Annotated in this window: 17 protein-coding genes; 8 read left to right on the top strand and 9 right to left on the bottom strand. The window is 51.0% G+C overall.

Going from position 1 to position 17239, the window contains the following annotated elements; genetic code table 11:
• Positions 1–29: 29 nt before the first annotated feature.
• From BJP58_RS20855 to BJP58_RS20885, 7 genes are all read right to left on the bottom strand, one after another.
• Complete coding sequence (locus tag BJP58_RS20855; protein ID WP_194540390.1) at positions 30–719, bottom strand: hypothetical protein; 690 nt, start codon at positions 717–719, stop codon at positions 30–32.
• Complete coding sequence (locus BJP58_RS20860; protein ID WP_194540391.1) at positions 712–1590, bottom strand: ATP-binding cassette domain-containing protein; 879 nt, start codon at positions 1588–1590, stop codon at positions 712–714. The genes BJP58_RS20855 and BJP58_RS20860 overlap by 8 nt, the downstream gene beginning before the upstream one ends.
• A gap of 5 nt (positions 1591–1595) precedes the next feature.
• Positions 1596–1964: a GntR family transcriptional regulator gene (locus BJP58_RS20865; RefSeq protein WP_071219476.1), complete on the bottom strand. Its 369-nt coding sequence runs from the start codon at positions 1962–1964 to the stop codon at positions 1596–1598.
• Positions 1965–2136: 172 nt separating this feature from the next.
• The gene (locus tag BJP58_RS20870) at positions 2137–2748 is read right to left on the bottom strand and encodes a response regulator transcription factor (RefSeq protein ID WP_071219477.1); all 612 of its coding nucleotides are present in this window, start codon (positions 2746–2748) and stop codon (positions 2137–2139) included.
• Positions 2681–3913: a sensor histidine kinase gene (locus tag BJP58_RS20875; RefSeq protein WP_194540392.1), complete on the bottom strand. Its 1233-nt coding sequence runs from the start codon at positions 3911–3913 to the stop codon at positions 2681–2683. The genes BJP58_RS20870 and BJP58_RS20875 overlap by 68 nt, the downstream gene beginning before the upstream one ends.
• A 20-nt stretch (positions 3914–3933) precedes the next feature.
• Positions 3934–4680 (bottom strand): ABC transporter permease, encoded by a 747-nt coding sequence (locus tag BJP58_RS20880; RefSeq protein WP_194540393.1) that lies wholly within the window; start codon positions 4678–4680, stop codon positions 3934–3936.
• Positions 4681–4682: 2 nt separating this feature from the next.
• On the bottom strand, positions 4683–5606 hold the full coding sequence (locus BJP58_RS20885) for an ABC transporter ATP-binding protein (RefSeq protein ID WP_194540394.1): 924 nt from the start codon (positions 5604–5606) through the stop codon (positions 4683–4685).
• A 310-nt stretch (positions 5607–5916) separates the two neighbouring features.
• On the opposite strand from BJP58_RS20885, the gene BJP58_RS20890 reads away from it, so the two are divergent.
• The 8 genes from BJP58_RS20890 (at position 5917) to BJP58_RS20925 (ending at position 14068) form a co-directional block, all read left to right on the top strand.
• Positions 5917–6867, top strand: coding sequence for an ROK family glucokinase (locus BJP58_RS20890; RefSeq protein WP_194540395.1), 951 nt, complete (start codon positions 5917–5919; stop codon positions 6865–6867).
• Positions 6868–6919: 52 nt separating this feature from the next.
• On the top strand, positions 6920–7828 hold the full coding sequence (rapZ, locus tag BJP58_RS20895) for an RNase adapter RapZ (protein ID WP_071219481.1): 909 nt from the start codon (positions 6920–6922) through the stop codon (positions 7826–7828).
• 57 nt (positions 7829–7885) lie between these two features.
• Positions 7886–8827, top strand: a complete 942-nt coding sequence (locus tag BJP58_RS20900) for a gluconeogenesis factor YvcK family protein (protein WP_181469905.1) — start codon at positions 7886–7888, stop codon at positions 8825–8827.
• A gap of 5 nt (positions 8828–8832) precedes the next feature.
• Positions 8833–9762: a DNA-binding protein WhiA gene (gene whiA / locus BJP58_RS20905; protein ID WP_194545011.1), complete on the top strand. Its 930-nt coding sequence runs from the start codon at positions 8833–8835 to the stop codon at positions 9760–9762.
• Between the two features lie 102 nt (positions 9763–9864).
• Entirely contained in the window at positions 9865–10134 is a 270-nt protein-coding gene (locus tag BJP58_RS20910) for an HPr family phosphocarrier protein (RefSeq protein WP_006207570.1), read from the top strand.
• A 339-nt stretch (positions 10135–10473) separates the two neighbouring features.
• Positions 10474–12273, top strand: a complete 1800-nt coding sequence (locus BJP58_RS20915) for an ABC transporter ATP-binding protein (protein WP_194540396.1) — start codon at positions 10474–10476, stop codon at positions 12271–12273.
• 38 nt (positions 12274–12311) lie between these two features.
• Positions 12312–12992 carry a response regulator transcription factor gene (locus tag BJP58_RS20920; protein WP_194540397.1) on the top strand — a complete coding sequence of 227 codons (681 nt, stop codon included), beginning with the start codon at positions 12312–12314 and terminating at the stop codon, positions 12990–12992.
• Positions 12992–14068, top strand: a complete 1077-nt coding sequence (locus BJP58_RS20925; RefSeq protein WP_194540398.1) for a HAMP domain-containing sensor histidine kinase — start codon at positions 12992–12994, stop codon at positions 14066–14068. Before BJP58_RS20920 ends, BJP58_RS20925 begins: the two co-directional genes overlap by 1 nt.
• Positions 14069–14806: 738 nt before the next feature.
• On the opposite strand, the gene BJP58_RS20930 is transcribed toward BJP58_RS20925, so the two are convergent.
• A complete protein-coding gene (locus BJP58_RS20930) occupies positions 14807–15535 on the bottom strand; it encodes an amino acid ABC transporter ATP-binding protein (RefSeq protein WP_071219487.1) in 729 nt (242 codons plus the stop codon).
• Entirely contained in the window at positions 15528–16916 is a 1389-nt protein-coding gene (locus BJP58_RS20935; protein WP_233355153.1) for an amino acid ABC transporter substrate-binding protein/permease, read from the bottom strand. Before BJP58_RS20935 ends, BJP58_RS20930 begins: the two co-directional genes overlap by 8 nt.
• Positions 16917–17239: the final 323 nt, after the last annotated feature.

Here is a 17239-nt window from a genome sequence, read left to right on the forward strand (position 1 = left end):
ACAATAACACGTTGTTAGGAGAAACAAGTTTAAACGATGGTGCGTCTGGCCGTGAACCACCAGCCTCCTGCAAGCAGAACGAGGGAGATAATCAGCGTGAGCCCAAGCCCTTGTAGCAGCGAATCGTTGAAGAGAAGGGCCAGCAAGCCGTCAGCCAGCGTATGCCGGAGTGAAGGAATGGAGGTAAAGATCGGGATTGCCGCAATAAATACCACCCAGATCACCCAGCCCATGATGTGACGCAGACCGGAAAACAACAGATTCAGTAGTGAAATAAGAAGCAGGTACGCGCCGAATTGATAGAAGAACATGCCAACGATTCCAAATTGAGTCCACCCAAAGATTTCAAGGATGTTGAAGGTATTCTCGTATTGTCGTATAAAGCTGATCTCCACCTGTAACCAGACGATATTGAGGACAGCAAAAATGGCGGACCATATGGAGTAAACCAGAAGCATGCCAACATAATATTCTTTTCGTGTAGCTCCTAAATTCATTACCCGCCGGAACAAGCCTGCCGGGAGCACGCTGCCTACAAATATAAGGAACACGATGAGGAGATTGGCCGCAGACACCTGCGTATTCTCCGTACTGTCTCCAAGAGACAGGCTTACGATTACATTTGTAATCATACTTATCGCAACAGTGCCCAGCATCACCAGGAGATAAGGTCGAAGCTGAAGAAATGAAGCCCTCATGAGCGCAGTGGTTTTATTCAATGGATTGGCCTCCTTCGATCAAATAGGAGAAAAACTTTTGCAGCGGTAAACCGTCAATAACGATACCAAGCTTGTTGGCTTGTGCACGGTCTGCCTCATGGATAGCTCCATATATCGCGGTTAAGGAACCTTTACCATAAGATTCTTTATAGATCACGTGGCGATCCTTCGTAAACAGTTCGACTTGCTCCTGGTTCCCGGTCAACAGATGAGAATTGGCACGGATATGGTCAACATCGTCATGCAATAACATAGCGCCGGAATCCATGATGTAAACTTTCTCAACAACGGTTGCGATCTCATCAATCAGATGGGTCGAGAGCAGGATGGTCCGGGGATGATTGGCATAATCCTCAACCAGAACGCGATAAAATCTCTCTCGCATGAGCACATCCAATCCCAGCACCGGTTCATCAAATACGGTAATCGGGGCCCGGCTGGCCAGACCGATAATGTTACCGACCAAAGACTCCATTCCTCGTGACAGCTGGCGGATTTTTTTGTCCGGGTTCAGCTTGAAAGTCTTCAGCAGGCTCTGGGCATAATCCCAGTCCCAGTTCTCGTGAAAGACCGATGCTAAGCGCAGCACTTCAATCACCTTGGCACCGCCGAAGAACAAATTCTTCTCTCTTACGTAACAGATCCCTTTCGGAGTTTCCCCATGCTTAAGCTTGACACCCGAGATCTGGATGCTGCCATAGTCGGGAAAAGATCCCCCGGTCATCATATTAAGCAGCGTGGTCTTTCCGGCGCCATTGCGGCCCAACAGGCCATAGATCGTATTCTCTTCAAGCTGGAGCTCCAGCTTTCGGACCGCTTCCGTACGCCCGTAACTCTTGCTCAGGTTGGAACAGGTAAGTATTGCGTTCATCGTGCTCATCTCCTATCTCTCTGTTTGATCATTTCTATAACGTCGTCGGTGGTCAATTCAAGCTTTTCCGCTTCATCAAGCAGCTTCAATACGAGTTCGTTGTAAAACCGGTCCTGCCGCTTGGTCAATATGATCTGTTTGGCATCTGCTGCAACAAACATGCCGAGCCCCCTTTTCTTGTACAAGATCCCTTCATTGACAAGCAGGGCAATGCCTTTTACAGCTGTAGCGGGATTGACCTGAAAAGTACTCGCGAACTGCGACATCGAGATAATCTGATCATCCGCTTGGTATGTCCCGTTCAATATGTCATCCTCAATCATATCTGCGATTTGCTGAAAAATCGGCTGTCCTTCGTCAAACCTGGAATTCATGATATCACCCTGTCGGTATGTTAGTCTTGTAACATACTATAATGCCAAGTGGAAAGATGTGTCAACCAAAAAAATAAAAAACAGGCCAACGTAGGCCTGTTTTCGATGTGAAGTACAAAAAGCCCCCGTCTTAAAGAGACGGGGGGAGGTGTGTGAGCAAGCCGTGAGGGGCCTATATCCAGCCCTTCTCCTCTGCCATTGAGATGGCCTCGATCCGGTTCTTGGCACTCAGTTTGCTTAAGATCTCGGACATATAGTTGCGGACAGTCCCGTAGGATAAGTGGAGCTTCGACGCAATTTCATTAGAACTGTTACCGTCGGCAGCCAATCGCAGCACTTCCCGTTCGCGTTCGGTCAGCGGATTGGCACCCGCACCTGACAGCGTACCGAATACGAGCTCAGGGGAGACCTCCCGCCGTCCATCCATGACTCGGCGGATGGCTTCTGCAAGCCGTTCACTGGGCTCATCCTTAAGCAGGTATCCCTGAACGCCCGCCTGCACGGCCCGTTCGAAATAACCAGGCCTAGCGAAAGTGGTCAGGATGATGACCCGGCTGGGATAACCGCGCAGCTTTACTTCCTCTGCCACTTCGAGACCGCTGCGCGCAGGCATTTCGATATCGAGCAGGCATACATCAGGTTGATGCAAGGCAATCAGGGACAGCGCTTCATCCCCGTCGCCGGCTTGACCAATCACATCAATATCGTCTTCAAAATCAAGCAAGGAAGCCAGAGCGCCGCGCAGCATTCTCTGGTCCTCGGCGATCAGCACTTTGATGCTCATGGGAAGTGTCCTCCTTCCGGTTCTTGATGATGATCGGAACACGAATTACTAATATCGTGCCTTGTTGCTCGGAGCTGGCCTCAACGGTGCCCCCGATGAGGGACAGCCGCTCAGCCATGCCTTTCAGGCCATTACTGTTGGATGAAGCTGATGGATCTTCTTCCTTGCGATGAAGACCAACGCCATCATCGGCCACCTCAAGCCGCCACTCATTGCCCAGCGACTCGATGGCAATCCGGCACTGGCTCGCCTGACTGTGCTTCACCACATTGGTTACGGCTTCCCGCAAGCAGAGGCTCAGAATATTGTGGGCCAGGTCGGAAATTCCCTCCAGCTTCGGATTGCCGGCACAGCTAAACTGGATATCGGCGCTCTCCAGAATGATCTGGGCCTCGACCAGTTCCTCGGCCAAGGTGGCGGTCCGCATGTCGGATACCAGCTCACGCACTTGGCGGAGCGCGGCCCGCGAGGTGTTCTGAATCTCCCGGGCCTCCATTTGGGCTTTCTCGGGATCCTTTACCGCCAGCTTCTCCACAAGCTGGCTCTTCAACGTGATGAGAGACAGGGTATGACCCAAGGTGTCGTGAAGATCTCTGGCGATACGCATCCGCTCTTCGCCTTTAATCAGATTGCGGATCTGCTCGTTAGCCTGCGCGAGCTCCTTCTCCAGCTGCTGCCGCCGGTTTAGAGAGCGGATGCCGAAGGGTGAGAACAGCATGATGAGAAAGAAAGGAATCATAAAGACCAGATCCTTCCATCCCAGCATGCTTGCGTTTTTGATTAAGGGAACAACCTCTATGATGGCAAACGTCACAAGGGATATCGTGAATTTGCGCCGGTCGGTATACCAGCCGATGAAATTGGCAGTGAAGAACCCCATATACATATAGGTTGGGTGGTACCACATGCAGAGAATGAAAATGATGGACATCTGAATGCCGAGCCACCAGAAAAAACGAGGCGTGCCAGCAGCGAAGTAAAGCTGGCGGTATGTGAGGAGAAACAAGGCAATCAGCGTATATCCAATCCCCATCTTCCAGCCTTCTTCGCTCATCATGTTGATTACGGGCAGAGATATATAAATGAGCCACAGATAGGGGAAAAACCCCAATTGCGTTGGAAAAACCTCAAACCCTGCGGATTTCGCGTCTTTCAATTTTTTCATGAAGCCATCATCCTATCCCCTTAATCGGCTTGTTGTTTTTTCCGAATATAGGTGGATAGTAACATAGATACTGCCAAATATCCTGCTAAAACCATGAAATTATCCAATCCCGGCGCTTCTCCGCGAACGATTGACCAGGCACCTCCGCCAAAATGATAGGAGGGCATCCACTTGCCGATGGCTTGCATGATGGAAGGCATCGCTTCGATCGGGAACCACATCCCGCCCGTAACGGCCAGCCCTAAGTAGATGCCGTTGCTGACGCCGCTTGCCGTGTCGACCCGTTTCATGGATCCAATCAAGGTACCGATGGCAAGAAACGGGACGGATGCGATCAGAATCCACAGTCCGCTGAGCAGCCATTGTCCGTAGGTGAGGGAGACTCCGTTAATCAGGTAGCCGGCTACAAAAATGACGAGGATGCAGAGCAGATGCATAACCGTCTGCACAAACATTTTGCCAAAGAAATACACGCTGCCAGGAAGCGGCGTTACCCGCATATATACAGCCCAGCCCTGGACTCTCTCTTGCACGAGGCGAATGCCGAGCGACATGATGGCGGTGCCCATGACACTGAAGGACGCCATCGACATGAGATAGTGGGCCTGCCATTGTCCGGTATCATCGGCCCCCGTATTCACGACCCGCGTAAAGATGAAATAGAACAGAATTGGCATGGCCAAAGACCAGAAAATATAATACGGATTGCGTACCATCCGGAGTAATTCCATTTTGCACTGCAAGGTTATCAGTTTCCAAGTTGTCATCGTTATACAGCCTCCCCTTGATCCATCGTTAATTGGTCGAATGCTTCGTCCAGGCTTCCCTGATCAATGCGAATGTCGCGTACAGCCAGCCCGGCCCGGAACAGAGCCGCCAGCGCCGTGTCCGTATCATCGGTTACGGCGTTCAGCCGGCCGTTGTGTTCATACACATCGGTTACGCCGGGTACTTCATGAAGCAGCTCCTTGACCTGCTGGTGGTCCGCATCCACGATAAAGGAAACCGACCTTCGTGTCAGCTTGGCTTTGATCGCTTCCGGCGTGCCATCGGCGGCAACCTGACCTTGATGGAACAGCAGAATGCGGTCGGCCATATCGTCCGCCTCTTGCAGATAATGCGTGGTGAACAGAATCGTTTTGCCCTGATCGGCAAGCTTGCGTACCGTCTGCCAAAATAACCGGCGGGCAGAAGTATCCAGGCCGACCGTTGGTTCATCGAAGAACAGCAGCTCGGGGTTGCCCGCAATCGCCAGCGCAAAGCTGAGCTTGCGTTTCTGGCCGCCGGACATTTTGACAGCCCATTTATTCAGTTCTTCAGCGGTAAGTCCGCTCAAGCTCGCGATTTCATCCAGTGTTAGCGGGTTCGGATAATAGCCTCGGATGAGATTGATAATTTCGCGCGTCCGCAATCCGTCCATAACACTGACCTCTTGAAGCATGGCGCCGATCTTCTCACGTACCTTCAAGTCCTTCGGACTGCGTCCGAACAGAAGAACTTCACCCTGGCTCGCGTCTTTAAGGCCGAGCATCATGGAGATGGCGGTTGATTTCCCTGCTCCATTAGGTCCGAGAATGGCTGTGATTGACCCTTTCTCTATCGTAAACGACACTTGGTTGACGGCTTTTTTGCTTCCGAACATCTTGGTTACCTGCCGCAGCTCTGCAATAGGTTCTTGAATTGGGTTTGTCATGGAATCGCTCCTCCGTAATCGAAATGATCTGAATTCATCATACGAAAGCGGAGGAATGCCTGTTAGTAAAGGATGTCACCACTTCGGAGTGACAATTGTCATGTCGGATCTGCCATAGGGAGAGGGGAGTTAGATGATGAATAAACAAGGGAGGTTTTGCGGATGTTTGGATACGCTTACATAATCAAAATTAAAGGACTGCTTACGGTTTCCTGTCACGTGGTGTTCTCTTGACCGCAGAAGTGCCTTCAATTATAGTGGGTACAGTAGGAGCAATCTATAATATAGAAGGAAAAAGGTGGCTTGAAACATGTCTGAGAACATCTACGTCGGTGTCGATCTGGGCGGAACAGCAATTAAAGTTGGAATTTGCAATGAAGAGGGGCATCTTCTGCATAAGTATGAGGGGCCGACGGAAACAGCCAAAGGCGTTGACACGGTTATTGACAACATTGAGAAATATGTGCGTCACATTGTGGAAGAATCGCCATTCAGCTGGGATCAACTTGCTGGTGTGGGAGCTGGATTCGCCGGCTTTACGAATATTCGTGAAGGCATCATTATTCTGGCACCGAATGTAGGATTTAAAGATGTACCGATTCGCGCACTGCTTGAAGAGCGTCTCGGCAAGCCCGTCAAAATAGACAACGACGCCAATGTGGCTGCATTGGGTGAAGCCTGGAGCGGCTCAGGCCGCGGCGTTGAGAACTGCGTATGCTACACGCTGGGTACCGGTGTTGGCGGAGGTATTATTATTAACGGCAAAATTTATCAAGGCTTCGGCGGCATGGCTGGCGAGCTTGGACATATCTCGGTTGTGCCGGACTTGGAAGCGATTCAATGCGGATGCGGTGAAATGGGCTGCCTGGAGACGGTTTCGTCGGCAACCGGCATTATCCGTATGGCGAAGGATGCCGTAGAGCGTGGGGACCGTACTTCCCTTGCCCATGTAGAGACCATTGCGGCGAAGGAAGTGTTTGATGCTGCAAAGGCCGGCGATGAAGTTGCCGTTCGGATCGTGAATCGCGCAGCTTATTACCTGGGCAAATCTATGGCTGCCGTTGCGGCCGTGCTGAATCCGGAAGCTTTTATTATCGGCGGCGGCGTATCCAAAGCCGGCGACATTCTGTTTGATGAGGTCCGCGCTGTATTTGCGAAGCTGACACCAGAGCCCCTTCAGCGAGGTGTGCGCATCGTTTCGGCTGAGCTCGGCAATGATGCCGGCGTTGTAGGCGCCGCCGGACTGCATTTGCGTTCGTAGTCATAATTCACCATACATCGTCTGATCTAAACTTATAAGGGAGGGAAAGCTGATGCTGGAAGCAGCCAACCGTGGCAGCAACACATCATCCATGGCCACCCTGATCATCATCACCGGGATGTCGGGAGCAGGTAAGACCTTGGCCGTACAAAGTCTGGAGGATCTTGGATTCTTTTGCGTCGATAACCTGCCTCCGGTGCTCATTCCCAAATTCGCGGAGCTGATCGATCAATCCAAGGGTAAGATCGGCAAGGTTGCATTGGTCATCGACCTGCGTGGCCGCGAATTTTTTACGGCTCTATCAGAGTCTCTGAGTTACATCAAGGACCACTTTACCATCCACTGCGAGATTCTATTTCTGGATGCAACGGATTCCGTGCTAGTACAACGTTATAAGGAAAGCCGTCGCCGCCATCCGCTCGCTCCGGAAGGCATGCCGCTTGACGGTATAAGGTTGGAGCGCAAAATGCTGGATGAGCTGAAGAATTCGGCTACCCAGGTGATCGATACCAGCAATATGAAGCCTGTGCGATTGAAGGAGAAGATTATCTCACGTTTCACACATCTGGAGAGCAGCACGTTATCGGTAAATATCACATCCTTTGGGTTTAAATACGGGATTCCGATTGACGCTGATCTGGTGTTTGATGTGCGCTTTCTGCCCAACCCGCACTATGTTGAGCAGCTGCGCCCAAATACCGGCCAGAACAGTGATGTGTATGAATACGTGATGAAATGGCCGGAGACGCAGGCCTTTCTAACCAAACTGCTCGATATGCTGCATTTCTTGATCCCGCAGTATCGGAAGGAAGGCAAAAGCCAGGTTATTATCGGCATTGGCTGTACCGGCGGGAAGCATCGCTCCGTTGCGATAGCCGAATACCTTGGCAAAATGCTGGGCGTTAGCGAAACGGAGACGGTATCGGTGAGTCACCGTGATTCCGATCGGGATCGGCATTAATTAAGGGAAGTGATAAATGTGGCTGTGCAAGCTAGAAAGCGTCCCCGCATCGTCGTGATGGGTGGAGGAACCGGGCTGTCCGTTATGCTCCGGGGACTCAAGGAGAAGCCGCTTGATATTACGGCTATCGTTACCGTCGCTGATGATGGGGGAAGCTCCGGCATACTGCGTAGCGAATTGCAGATGCCGCCCCCGGGAGATATTCGAAATGTACTTACAGCGCTCGCCGATGTGGAACCGCTGTTATCCGATATATTGAAATACCGTTTTAAGAATGGCTCGGGACTGGCCGGGCACAGCCTCGGCAATTTAATCTTGGCTGCCATGACGGATTTGCACGGTGATTTTGTCACGGCAGTCAAGGAGATGAGCCGGGTTTTTGTTGTTCGTGGACAGGTGCTGCCCGCTGCGGGTGAAGCCGTTATTTTGCATGCAGAGATGGAAGACGGCTCCATCGTGACCGGTGAATCCAAAATCCCGGAGGCTGGGCGCCGCATTAAGCGGATCTTCCTGGAGCCTGAGCATGTTGAGCCGCTGCCGGAAGCGCTGGAGGCGATTCAGCAGGCCGATGCGATTCTGATCGGTCCGGGAAGCCTATATACCAGTATATTGCCCAATTTGCTTGTTCCCAAGCTTGCTGAAGCCATCGTATCTTCTGAGGCGATCAAAATGTTCGTGTGCAATGTGATGACGCAGCCTGGAGAAACCGATAATTATACGGTGAGCGATCATTTACAGGCCGTTTACGATCATATTGGTCTTCATCTGTTCGATTATGTTATTGTAAATGATGGCGAAATCCCGCCGCAGGTTCAGGATAAGTATGCTCAGAAGGGTGCAAAGCCCGTGTTCCTGGATCGTGATGAGGTGACCAGCAGAGGGTACAAACTCATTGCAGATAAGCTTGTGCTATTTAGAACATACTTAAGACATGACGCTGACAAGCTGAGCAATCATATTTTTCAGCTGGTACAGGATTGGATTACACGAAAGGGGTGAGTACCTTGTCCTTTGCGGCACAGACGAAGAAAGAACTGACAATGATCGAAAGCCAGAACTGCTGTGAAAAAGCCGAGCTGTCCGCGCTCATTCGGATGAACGGTTCTGTTCAGCTTTCGAACAAAAAGGTAATCCTGGATATTTCAACGGAAAATGCCGCGATTGCAAGACGTATTTATTCCTTAATTAAGAGGCATTTCCAGGCACATACCGAACTTTTGGTGCGTAAAAAAATGCGTTTGAAGAAGAATAACGTATATATCGTTCGTATTCCCGCCCAGGTTCAGGAGATACTTAATGAACTGCGTATCGTTTCCGAGGGCTTTCTGTTTCAATCGCGGATTGATGAACAAATCGTTCGCAAAAATTGCTGTAAACGCGCCTATTTGCGCGGTGCCTTTATGGCTGGCGGATCCGTGAACAATCCGGAGGGGTCTTCATACCATCTGGAAATTGCCTCAATGTATGAAGAACACTGCCAGTCCCTGGTGGATCTGGCGAATGAATTTCATCTGAACGCACGCTGCATCGAGCGGAAGAAAGGTTTTATCTTCTACATTAAGGAAGGCGAGAAAATTATCGAGTTCCTTAATCTGATCGGTGCCCACCAGGCATTATTCAAGTTCGAGGATGTCCGGATTATGCGGGATATGCGGAATTCGGTGAACCGGATCGTAAACTGCGAGACCGCCAACCTGAACAAAACGATCGGCGCTGCCGTCCGTCAGATTGAGAACATTAAGCTGCTCCAAAAGGAAATGGGTCTTGAGAATTTGCCCGATAAACTGCGGGAAGTGGCGGAAATTCGACTGGCTCATCCGGACATGAATCTGAAGGAAGTCGGCGAGCTGCTTAAAGGAACCGTCAGCAAATCAGGCGTTAATCACCGCCTGCGCAAAATCGACGAATTGGCCGAAAAGATTCGGAATGGGTAAGAATTTTTTCTTCTAGTGTCCTGTATGGTAAAATGGTATAATATTATAAAATGTCAATCGCGCTTTCAATGCAGCAGATTTATTAGATAGGGGGTAATTTTCATGACAAAGCACCCGGTAGTCGTTCGGTTAAAGACGGGTCTTCACGCCAGACCGGCCGCGCTGTTCGTTCAGGAAGCGAATAAATACTCATCTGAAATCTTCGTTGAAAAAGATGATAAAAAAGTTAATGCCAAAAGTATCATGGGAATTATGAGCCTTGCGATCAGCTCTGGTACGGAAGTTTACATTAGTGCTGAGGGAGCCGACGCGGAGCAAGCGGTTACTTCACTCGTGAACTTGGTGAGCAAAGAGGAACTCGAGAACCAATAAGGATCACCGTGATTGAAGTTTAAGAAAAGTCTTGTTACTGCAAGGCTTTTTTTGCTATCAAGGTCTTCTGTTGCTGGATTCTCGCTTGGTTTTCGTGCGTACATATGAATAGATTTCGAGAAGGGGCGGAGAAATCCGCTCTTTTTCAACATATTGGATGTATAAGTTTCAATGGGGTCCCCGCAAAGTATTTGGAATAAGCATGTAGCTTAGGTTCCACTTGGTGGGGTTATTTTCGGTTGTTTCCCTAGAAGTAAGCCTTCGTTTAACTTCAGTTTAACTTGTTGATATATTCTTTCCTTATAGACAATAAACAGGGATGGAAGGGAAGAGAACACGATGAGAGAAACGGATCATACTTCGATACAGGAAATTGCTCAGGAAAGGCCGGCCGGCAGCAGCAAAGCAGGTTCGCAGGCCTTCTTCCGGCTGTTAAAAGAAACGAAACCGCCGATGCTGCTGCTGATTGGAGCCATCTTGCTGAATGTGGTATCAACCCTGGTCGGGCTAGTCATTCCGATGTTTACGAAGAGCCTGGTGGATGGCTTCTCCTTAACGGATATGAACCGCTCCCATATCATCGGACTTGGGATCGCATTTGTGGTGCAGACGATAGCCGCCGGGGTTTCGATCTTCTTGCTGAGTTATACGGGACAGAAGATGGTGGCCGCCCTTAGGGAACGGCTGTGGAAAAAGCTGCTGGTGCTGCCGATCCGCTACTTCGATCATAACCGTTCAGGGGAATCGGTCAGCCGGATGACGAATGATACAGGAGTGATCAAAAGTCTCATATCGGACCATGTGGCCGGATTTTTTAGCGGGATTATTTCTATTGTCGGTTCCATTGGGGTACTCCTCTATCTAAACTGGAAGATGACACTGACGATGTTTATCGTCATTCCGATTGCAGCGCTGATTCTTGTGCCGCTTGGCAAGAAAATGTATAAAATCTCGCTTGGCATGCAGGATGAGACGGCTACGTTTACGGCGAATATCAGTCAGGTGCTGTCGGAGATTCGTTTGGTGAAAGCATCAAACGCTGAGGACAGAGAGTATGAGAATGGGCATAAAGGGATCACCAATCTGCTGAATTTCGGGATCAAGGAAGGCGTGGTATCCGCCTGGATCGCACCGCTGATGTCTTTCGTGCTGATGATGCTGCTGGTGGTGGTCATCGGGTATGGCGGACTTCAGGTATCCACAGGGGCATTGACCGCCGGCGAGCTGGTTGCGTTTATCCTGTATCTGATTCAGATCGTGATGCCGATGACGCAGTTAACGACGTTTTTTACCCAATTTCAGAAGGCCAAAGGAGCAACCGAGCGAATATTGGAAACACTGGATGCAGAGGAAGAGTCCATTTCGGAAGGTAGCGATGTGGTGAACGCGAATCAGCGGGTGTCCATCGAGAATCTGTCGTTTGGTTACAAACCGGATGAGCTGGTACTGCATGATATCAGCTTTCAGATGGAGCCGGGCACGGTCACGGCAGTGGTTGGACCGAGTGGCGGAGGCAAAACGACGCTGTTCTCCATGCTGGAGCGTTTTTACCTTCCGCAAAAAGGACAGATCCGATTGGGCAAGGCGGCGATTGATACGTTCTCTTTACGCTCATGGCGCGGGCTGATTGGTTATGTCTCACAGGATAGTCCAATGATCGCGGGAACCATTCGCGACAATTTATGTTATGGGATGGACCGGGAAGTGAGCGATGGGGAGATCCGAAGAGCGGCAGAAATGGCCTATGCAGATGGATTTATCGACGAGCTGCCGCATGGTTTTGATACGGATGTAGGCGAACGGGGCGTGAAGCTCTCCGGCGGTCAGCGGCAGCGGATTGCCATCGCCAGAGCCTTACTGCGGGATCCGAAGATTCTGATGCTGGACGAAGCCACCTCAAGTCTGGACAGCCGTTCCGAGATTGAAGTACAGAAGGCGCTCAAGAACCTGATGGCTGGCCGGACGACGATTATTATTGCGCACCGGTTATCCACGGTTGTAGGAGCGAATCAGATTATTTTCATTGAAAAAGGAACGGTAACCGGACGGGGAACGCATGATGAATTGATTGAGCAGCATGACATGTACAGAGAGTTTGCCGTACAGCAGCTGCAGATGAATGAAACGATTGAGGCCTAAGCGCGCCTTGAAATGCTGGGGAAGAAGGGATGGCCACCATGGCAAAAATATTGGTAGTGGACGACGACCCGAATATCCGCGAACTCATAAAGGTATTTCTGGAGGAAGCGGGGATGGAAGGGGTATTCGAAGCCTCGGATGGCATCGAGGCCTTGTCCGTCATGGATCAGACATCCGTCGATCTGGTCGTGATGGATATCATGATGCCGAATATGGACGGATGGGAGCTATGCCGGGAGATCCGGAGGAACACCGGTATTCCGGTGCTGATGCTGACGGCAAAAGGGGAAACGAGGCAGATCGTGAAGGGTTTTGAGCTGGGTACCGACGATTATCTGGTGAAGCCCTTCGAACCAGCGGAGCTCGTTGTGCGCGTCAAAGCGCTGCTGAAGCGGTATCAGGTAGCCGCATCGCAGACGGTGACCATCGGCAAGCTGCAGATGAACCGCAGAACCTATGAAGTCAAGGCGGGTGATGAGGCTTTTACCCTGCCGCTGAAGGAGTTTGAGCTGCTCTTCAAGCTGGCCAGTTATCCGGGGAGCACGTTGCCGCGCGACAGGCTGATCGAAGATATATGGGGATATGACTTTGAAGGAAACGAACGGACGCTGGACGTCCACGTGAATCGGCTGCGGGAGCGATTCCCGGAGGAGAAATACCGGTTCAGGATTCGGACGGTGCGCGGTCTAGGTTACCGCCTGGAGGCAGGTGAAGGTTAATGAAGAAAACGCACAAAATATGGTGGAAGATCGTTCGGGAAACGCTTCAGACCATCTTGGTCTTTGCTGTCTTAGGCGCGTCATGGACGGCGGCGACCTATGTGACGCGGTTTATTTACACCTGGACTGGAACGCCGCGTTGGGATTATGTCGTCCAGCTGATCAACTTGTTTGTTGGCGTCATCATCTTCTTCCTATGCATGCTGGTCGTGGGCATGTTCTTCAAGCATCGGCAAATGGCCATGCTGAATTCCATTACGGATGCCATGCGCCGGATATCGCAGGGAGACTTCAAGGTAAAGATGAACGAAAATGAATGGCGCGGGGAGTTCAAGATGATCGCCAGCAGCATTAACGACATGGCCGGCGAATTGGGGCGGATGGAGACCATGCGTCAGGATTTCATCTCCAATGTGTCCCATGAAATTCAATCCCCGCTTACTTCGATTCGGGGGTTTGCAAGGGCGCTCCGAAATCCCCGCCTCACGGAGGAGAAGAGAGCCCGTTACCTGGAGATCATCGAAGGAGAGAGCCGCCGCTTGTCGCAGCTGAGTGACAATCTGTTAAAGCTGTCATCCCTGGAAGGAGAGCAGCCGGCATTCGAAAGGGCTCGTTACCGGCTCGACGGGCAGCTGCGTGCGGTCGTCTTGGCGCATGAGCCGCAGTGGCTGGCGAAACGGATTCAGGTGGATCTGGATCTCGCTAAGGTAGAGATTGAGGCCACAGAGGATCTGCTGAGTCAAGTGTGGACCAACTTGCTGCACAACAGCATCAAATTCACGCAGGAAGGCGGTATGATCACAATCGTGCTGAAGGCAGGGGAAGACGGAGCCGAGGTTACGATGACGGATACGGGGGTTGGGATGTCGGAGTCGGACCAGCTGCATATATTCGAACGCTTCTACAAAGCGGACAAATCGCGTAATCGCGCTGCGGGTGGCAGCGGGCTTGGATTATCGATCGTGAAGCGGATCGTCGATATTCATCAAGGGAAGATTACGGTCCAATCCGAGCTTGGGAAGGGATCTGTTTTTACGATGATGGTGCCATATAAGCGATCACTGGATACGAAGTAGTGAATTGTGCAGTGAGGGTTGGACATAAAGCATTTCCTCGTTAATCTTGCGTATGTAACGGACACCAAGGCCCTTATTTTGCCGAATGAAGCACCATAAACTAAAATAACGGACACCAGATCCGTTATTTTAGGATTTGTATAGGTAAATGCGGTCTTTTGGAAGGAATAACGGATCCTTAGTCCGATAGTCTTCGGAAAAGCCCCATTTTCCATCAAATAAGGTACTCTCGGTCCGTTAGCTCCACTAAAGCAGGGGGCGATGCAGCCATAGCACGACCATTGCAGTCGGCTCTAAATAATATATTGCAGATGCCTATAGCCGTAAGAAAAAACTAGCCGGCGATAACGCTGCACGATAAAATGCAGATGCTAATACTTAGCTGGCGATAGCGCTCTACAACAATATGCAGATGCCAATACTTAGCTGTTCGATGGCATGTACATGCCATTGTTAGCCGTACGATAACCGGTTAGTTTCACCCTAACGGGGCTATTCGGATAATAGGGTCACTGGTTACTGCATGAATATGGTCGACAGCCAAGCACATTCCGAGGCCATGCGCCGTGTTTGCCGCGTGCCTCTCCCGCGCAGTGTAATAATGGCTGCTGCAAGATGATCAGCCTCGAAGCACCTCAGCCACGCACCGTGCGCATAGGAAGCAGAGCGCACAGGGAGCAACGGCAAGGTAAGTGCAGCTATACGGCACGGTTTGCTACAGGTAGGTTAGCTGCACTATTACAGCACCTTCTCCAAAAAGCTGATGGTCCGCTCATGCTTCGGTCTGCCGAACACTTCCTCCGGCGGGCCTTCCTCTACGATATACCCGCCATCCATGAAAATCACCCGGTCCGCAACCTCGCGGGCAAAGCCCATCTCATGCGTGACGATCATCATCGTCATGCCTTCGCGCGCCAGATCCTTCATGACGCCGAGCACTTCGCCGACCATCTCCGGGTCAAGCGCCGATGTCGGCTCGTCAAACAGCATGATGTCCGGATTCATCGCCAAGGCCCGGGCGATCGCGACACGCTGTTTCTGACCGCCCGACAGCTGGCTGGGGAAGGCCTCCGCCTTATCGGAGAGGCCTACTTGTTCCAGCAGCTTCAGCCCCGTGGCACGCGCCTCGGACGCGCTCTGCTTGCCCAGCTCGACCGGGGCAAATGTGATGTTCTTCAGCACATTGAAGTGGGGGAACAGATTAAAGTGCTGGAACACCATGCCGATGTTTTCACGTGCCTTGTTGATGTCCGTTTTAGGGTCATTGATATCCTTGTCATGCACGAACACCCTGCCTGCCGTAATGTCCTCCAGTCGGTTGATGCAGCGCAGGAAGGTGCTTTTGCCGGAGCCCGAGGGCCCGATGACACAGACAACCTCGCCTTCCTGAACCTGCATGTCGATGCCCTTCAGCACCTCGTTCGTGCCAAAATTCTTCTTCAGTCCTTCTACGCGGATTTTATCCATGACGCACCTTCCCTTCCAGACGGCCCGAAATTTTAGTCAGAATAGTAATCACGACCAGATACATGATGGCGACCACGAGCCAGATATCAAACGATGCGAATGTTCTTGCGATGATGATTTTCCCGGATTGGGTCAGCTCGACCAGGCCGATTACCGACAGGATCGACGTATCCTTGAGCGTGATCACCAGTTGGTTAATAAAGGTCGGAATCATGACTTTGATTGCCTGGGGAATGATGATTTTCATCATGGCTTTACGGTATGGCAGACCGAGCGAGCGGGCAGCCTCCAGCTGTCCAGGGTCAATGGATTGGATACCGCCCCGGATAATTTCCGTGACATAGGCACCGGCATTCAGGCTAAGTGTCAGGACAGCTGCCACGATCGGCGACATCGTGAACCCGAGCGCTTGCGGAATACCGAAATAGATGAAGAAGGCAAGAACCAGCAGCGGTATGCCGCGGAAAATATCCACGAATACAGTTGCGATGCCTCGGAGCCATTTATTGCGTCCGACCTTCATGAAACCGAATATCAACCCTAGGAAAAAAGCGAAGAACAGCGATACGATGGTCAACAGCAGCGTATTGCCAAGGCCCTTCAGCAGCGAAGGCAGCGACTCCACAATCAGCTCCCAGCGGCTTTGATTCGCCGCGCCTACGGCATTTTCGCCAATGTATTTTGCCTTAATGCGATCGTACTCTCCGCTGGCCTTCAGGTTGATCAAGCCGGCATTGAATTTTTCCAGTAGCTCCTGGTTCCGTCCCTTGCCGACGGCAAATCCGTAGGAGGCACCCGGCTCCATTTTCGTGACGATCTTCAGTCCATTGTTCTGTTCGACTCCGTATGCCAGCACGGGAAAATCGTCAAAACAGGCAACGGAATTGCCGGTCCTGACATCGTCATACATCTGGGCGGAATCGTCGAAAGGCACGATGGTAAATCCGTACTTGGACGAAATGGATTCAGCAAAGCTGTAGCCCTCCGTACCGGTTTTGACAGCGACTTTTTTTCCTTTTAAATCCTCGTACCCTTTAATAGACTCCTGATCCTGGCGGATGGCCATGACCACACCAGAGTCAAAATAAGGGTCGGAGAAGTCGAATTTCTGCTTCCGCTCTTCCGTGATGCTCATGCCGGCAATGACGCCGTCCACCTGATTGGCTTCCAGCGCCTGAACCGCCGCATTGAAGCCGAGCGGCTTGATCTCATATTTGAAATTTTGATCTTTTGCGATCGCATCCAGCAGATCCATGTCGATACCGACAAATTTGCCGCTTGCATCCTGGAATTCAAACGGGGCAAACGTAATGTCCGTTCCGATCTGATAGGTTTTACCGGAGGCTGGCTCTGCCGCGGCGCTTGCCGCCCCGTATGGCATGCCCGCTGCCATGAGTATCAGCAGTGACATGAACGCGTATAACATCCGGAATGATTTCATAGTGACCTCCTCTTTTTAAACACCGATGTAAGTTAGTTACCCATTAAGGCTTCCTTATTAAACAGTTTCCGTCTTCTTCATTGGGTATCTTATTTTGCTAATCAACCAATCATGCCTAGATATACCAATTAAATGGGGCGTATCAACATAAGCTGAAGAAAAAATTCAAAACGCTTCAATCCGGATGCAACATTTACCAATGCCCTCACGTTAGAAGGGTAAGGCAAGCATGGTAGCGATGCCAATATAAAGGAGGCTGACAA

This window comes from Paenibacillus sp. JZ16 (genome assembly GCF_015326965.1).
GTDB lineage: Bacteria > Bacillota > Bacilli > Paenibacillales > Paenibacillaceae > Paenibacillus_AQ.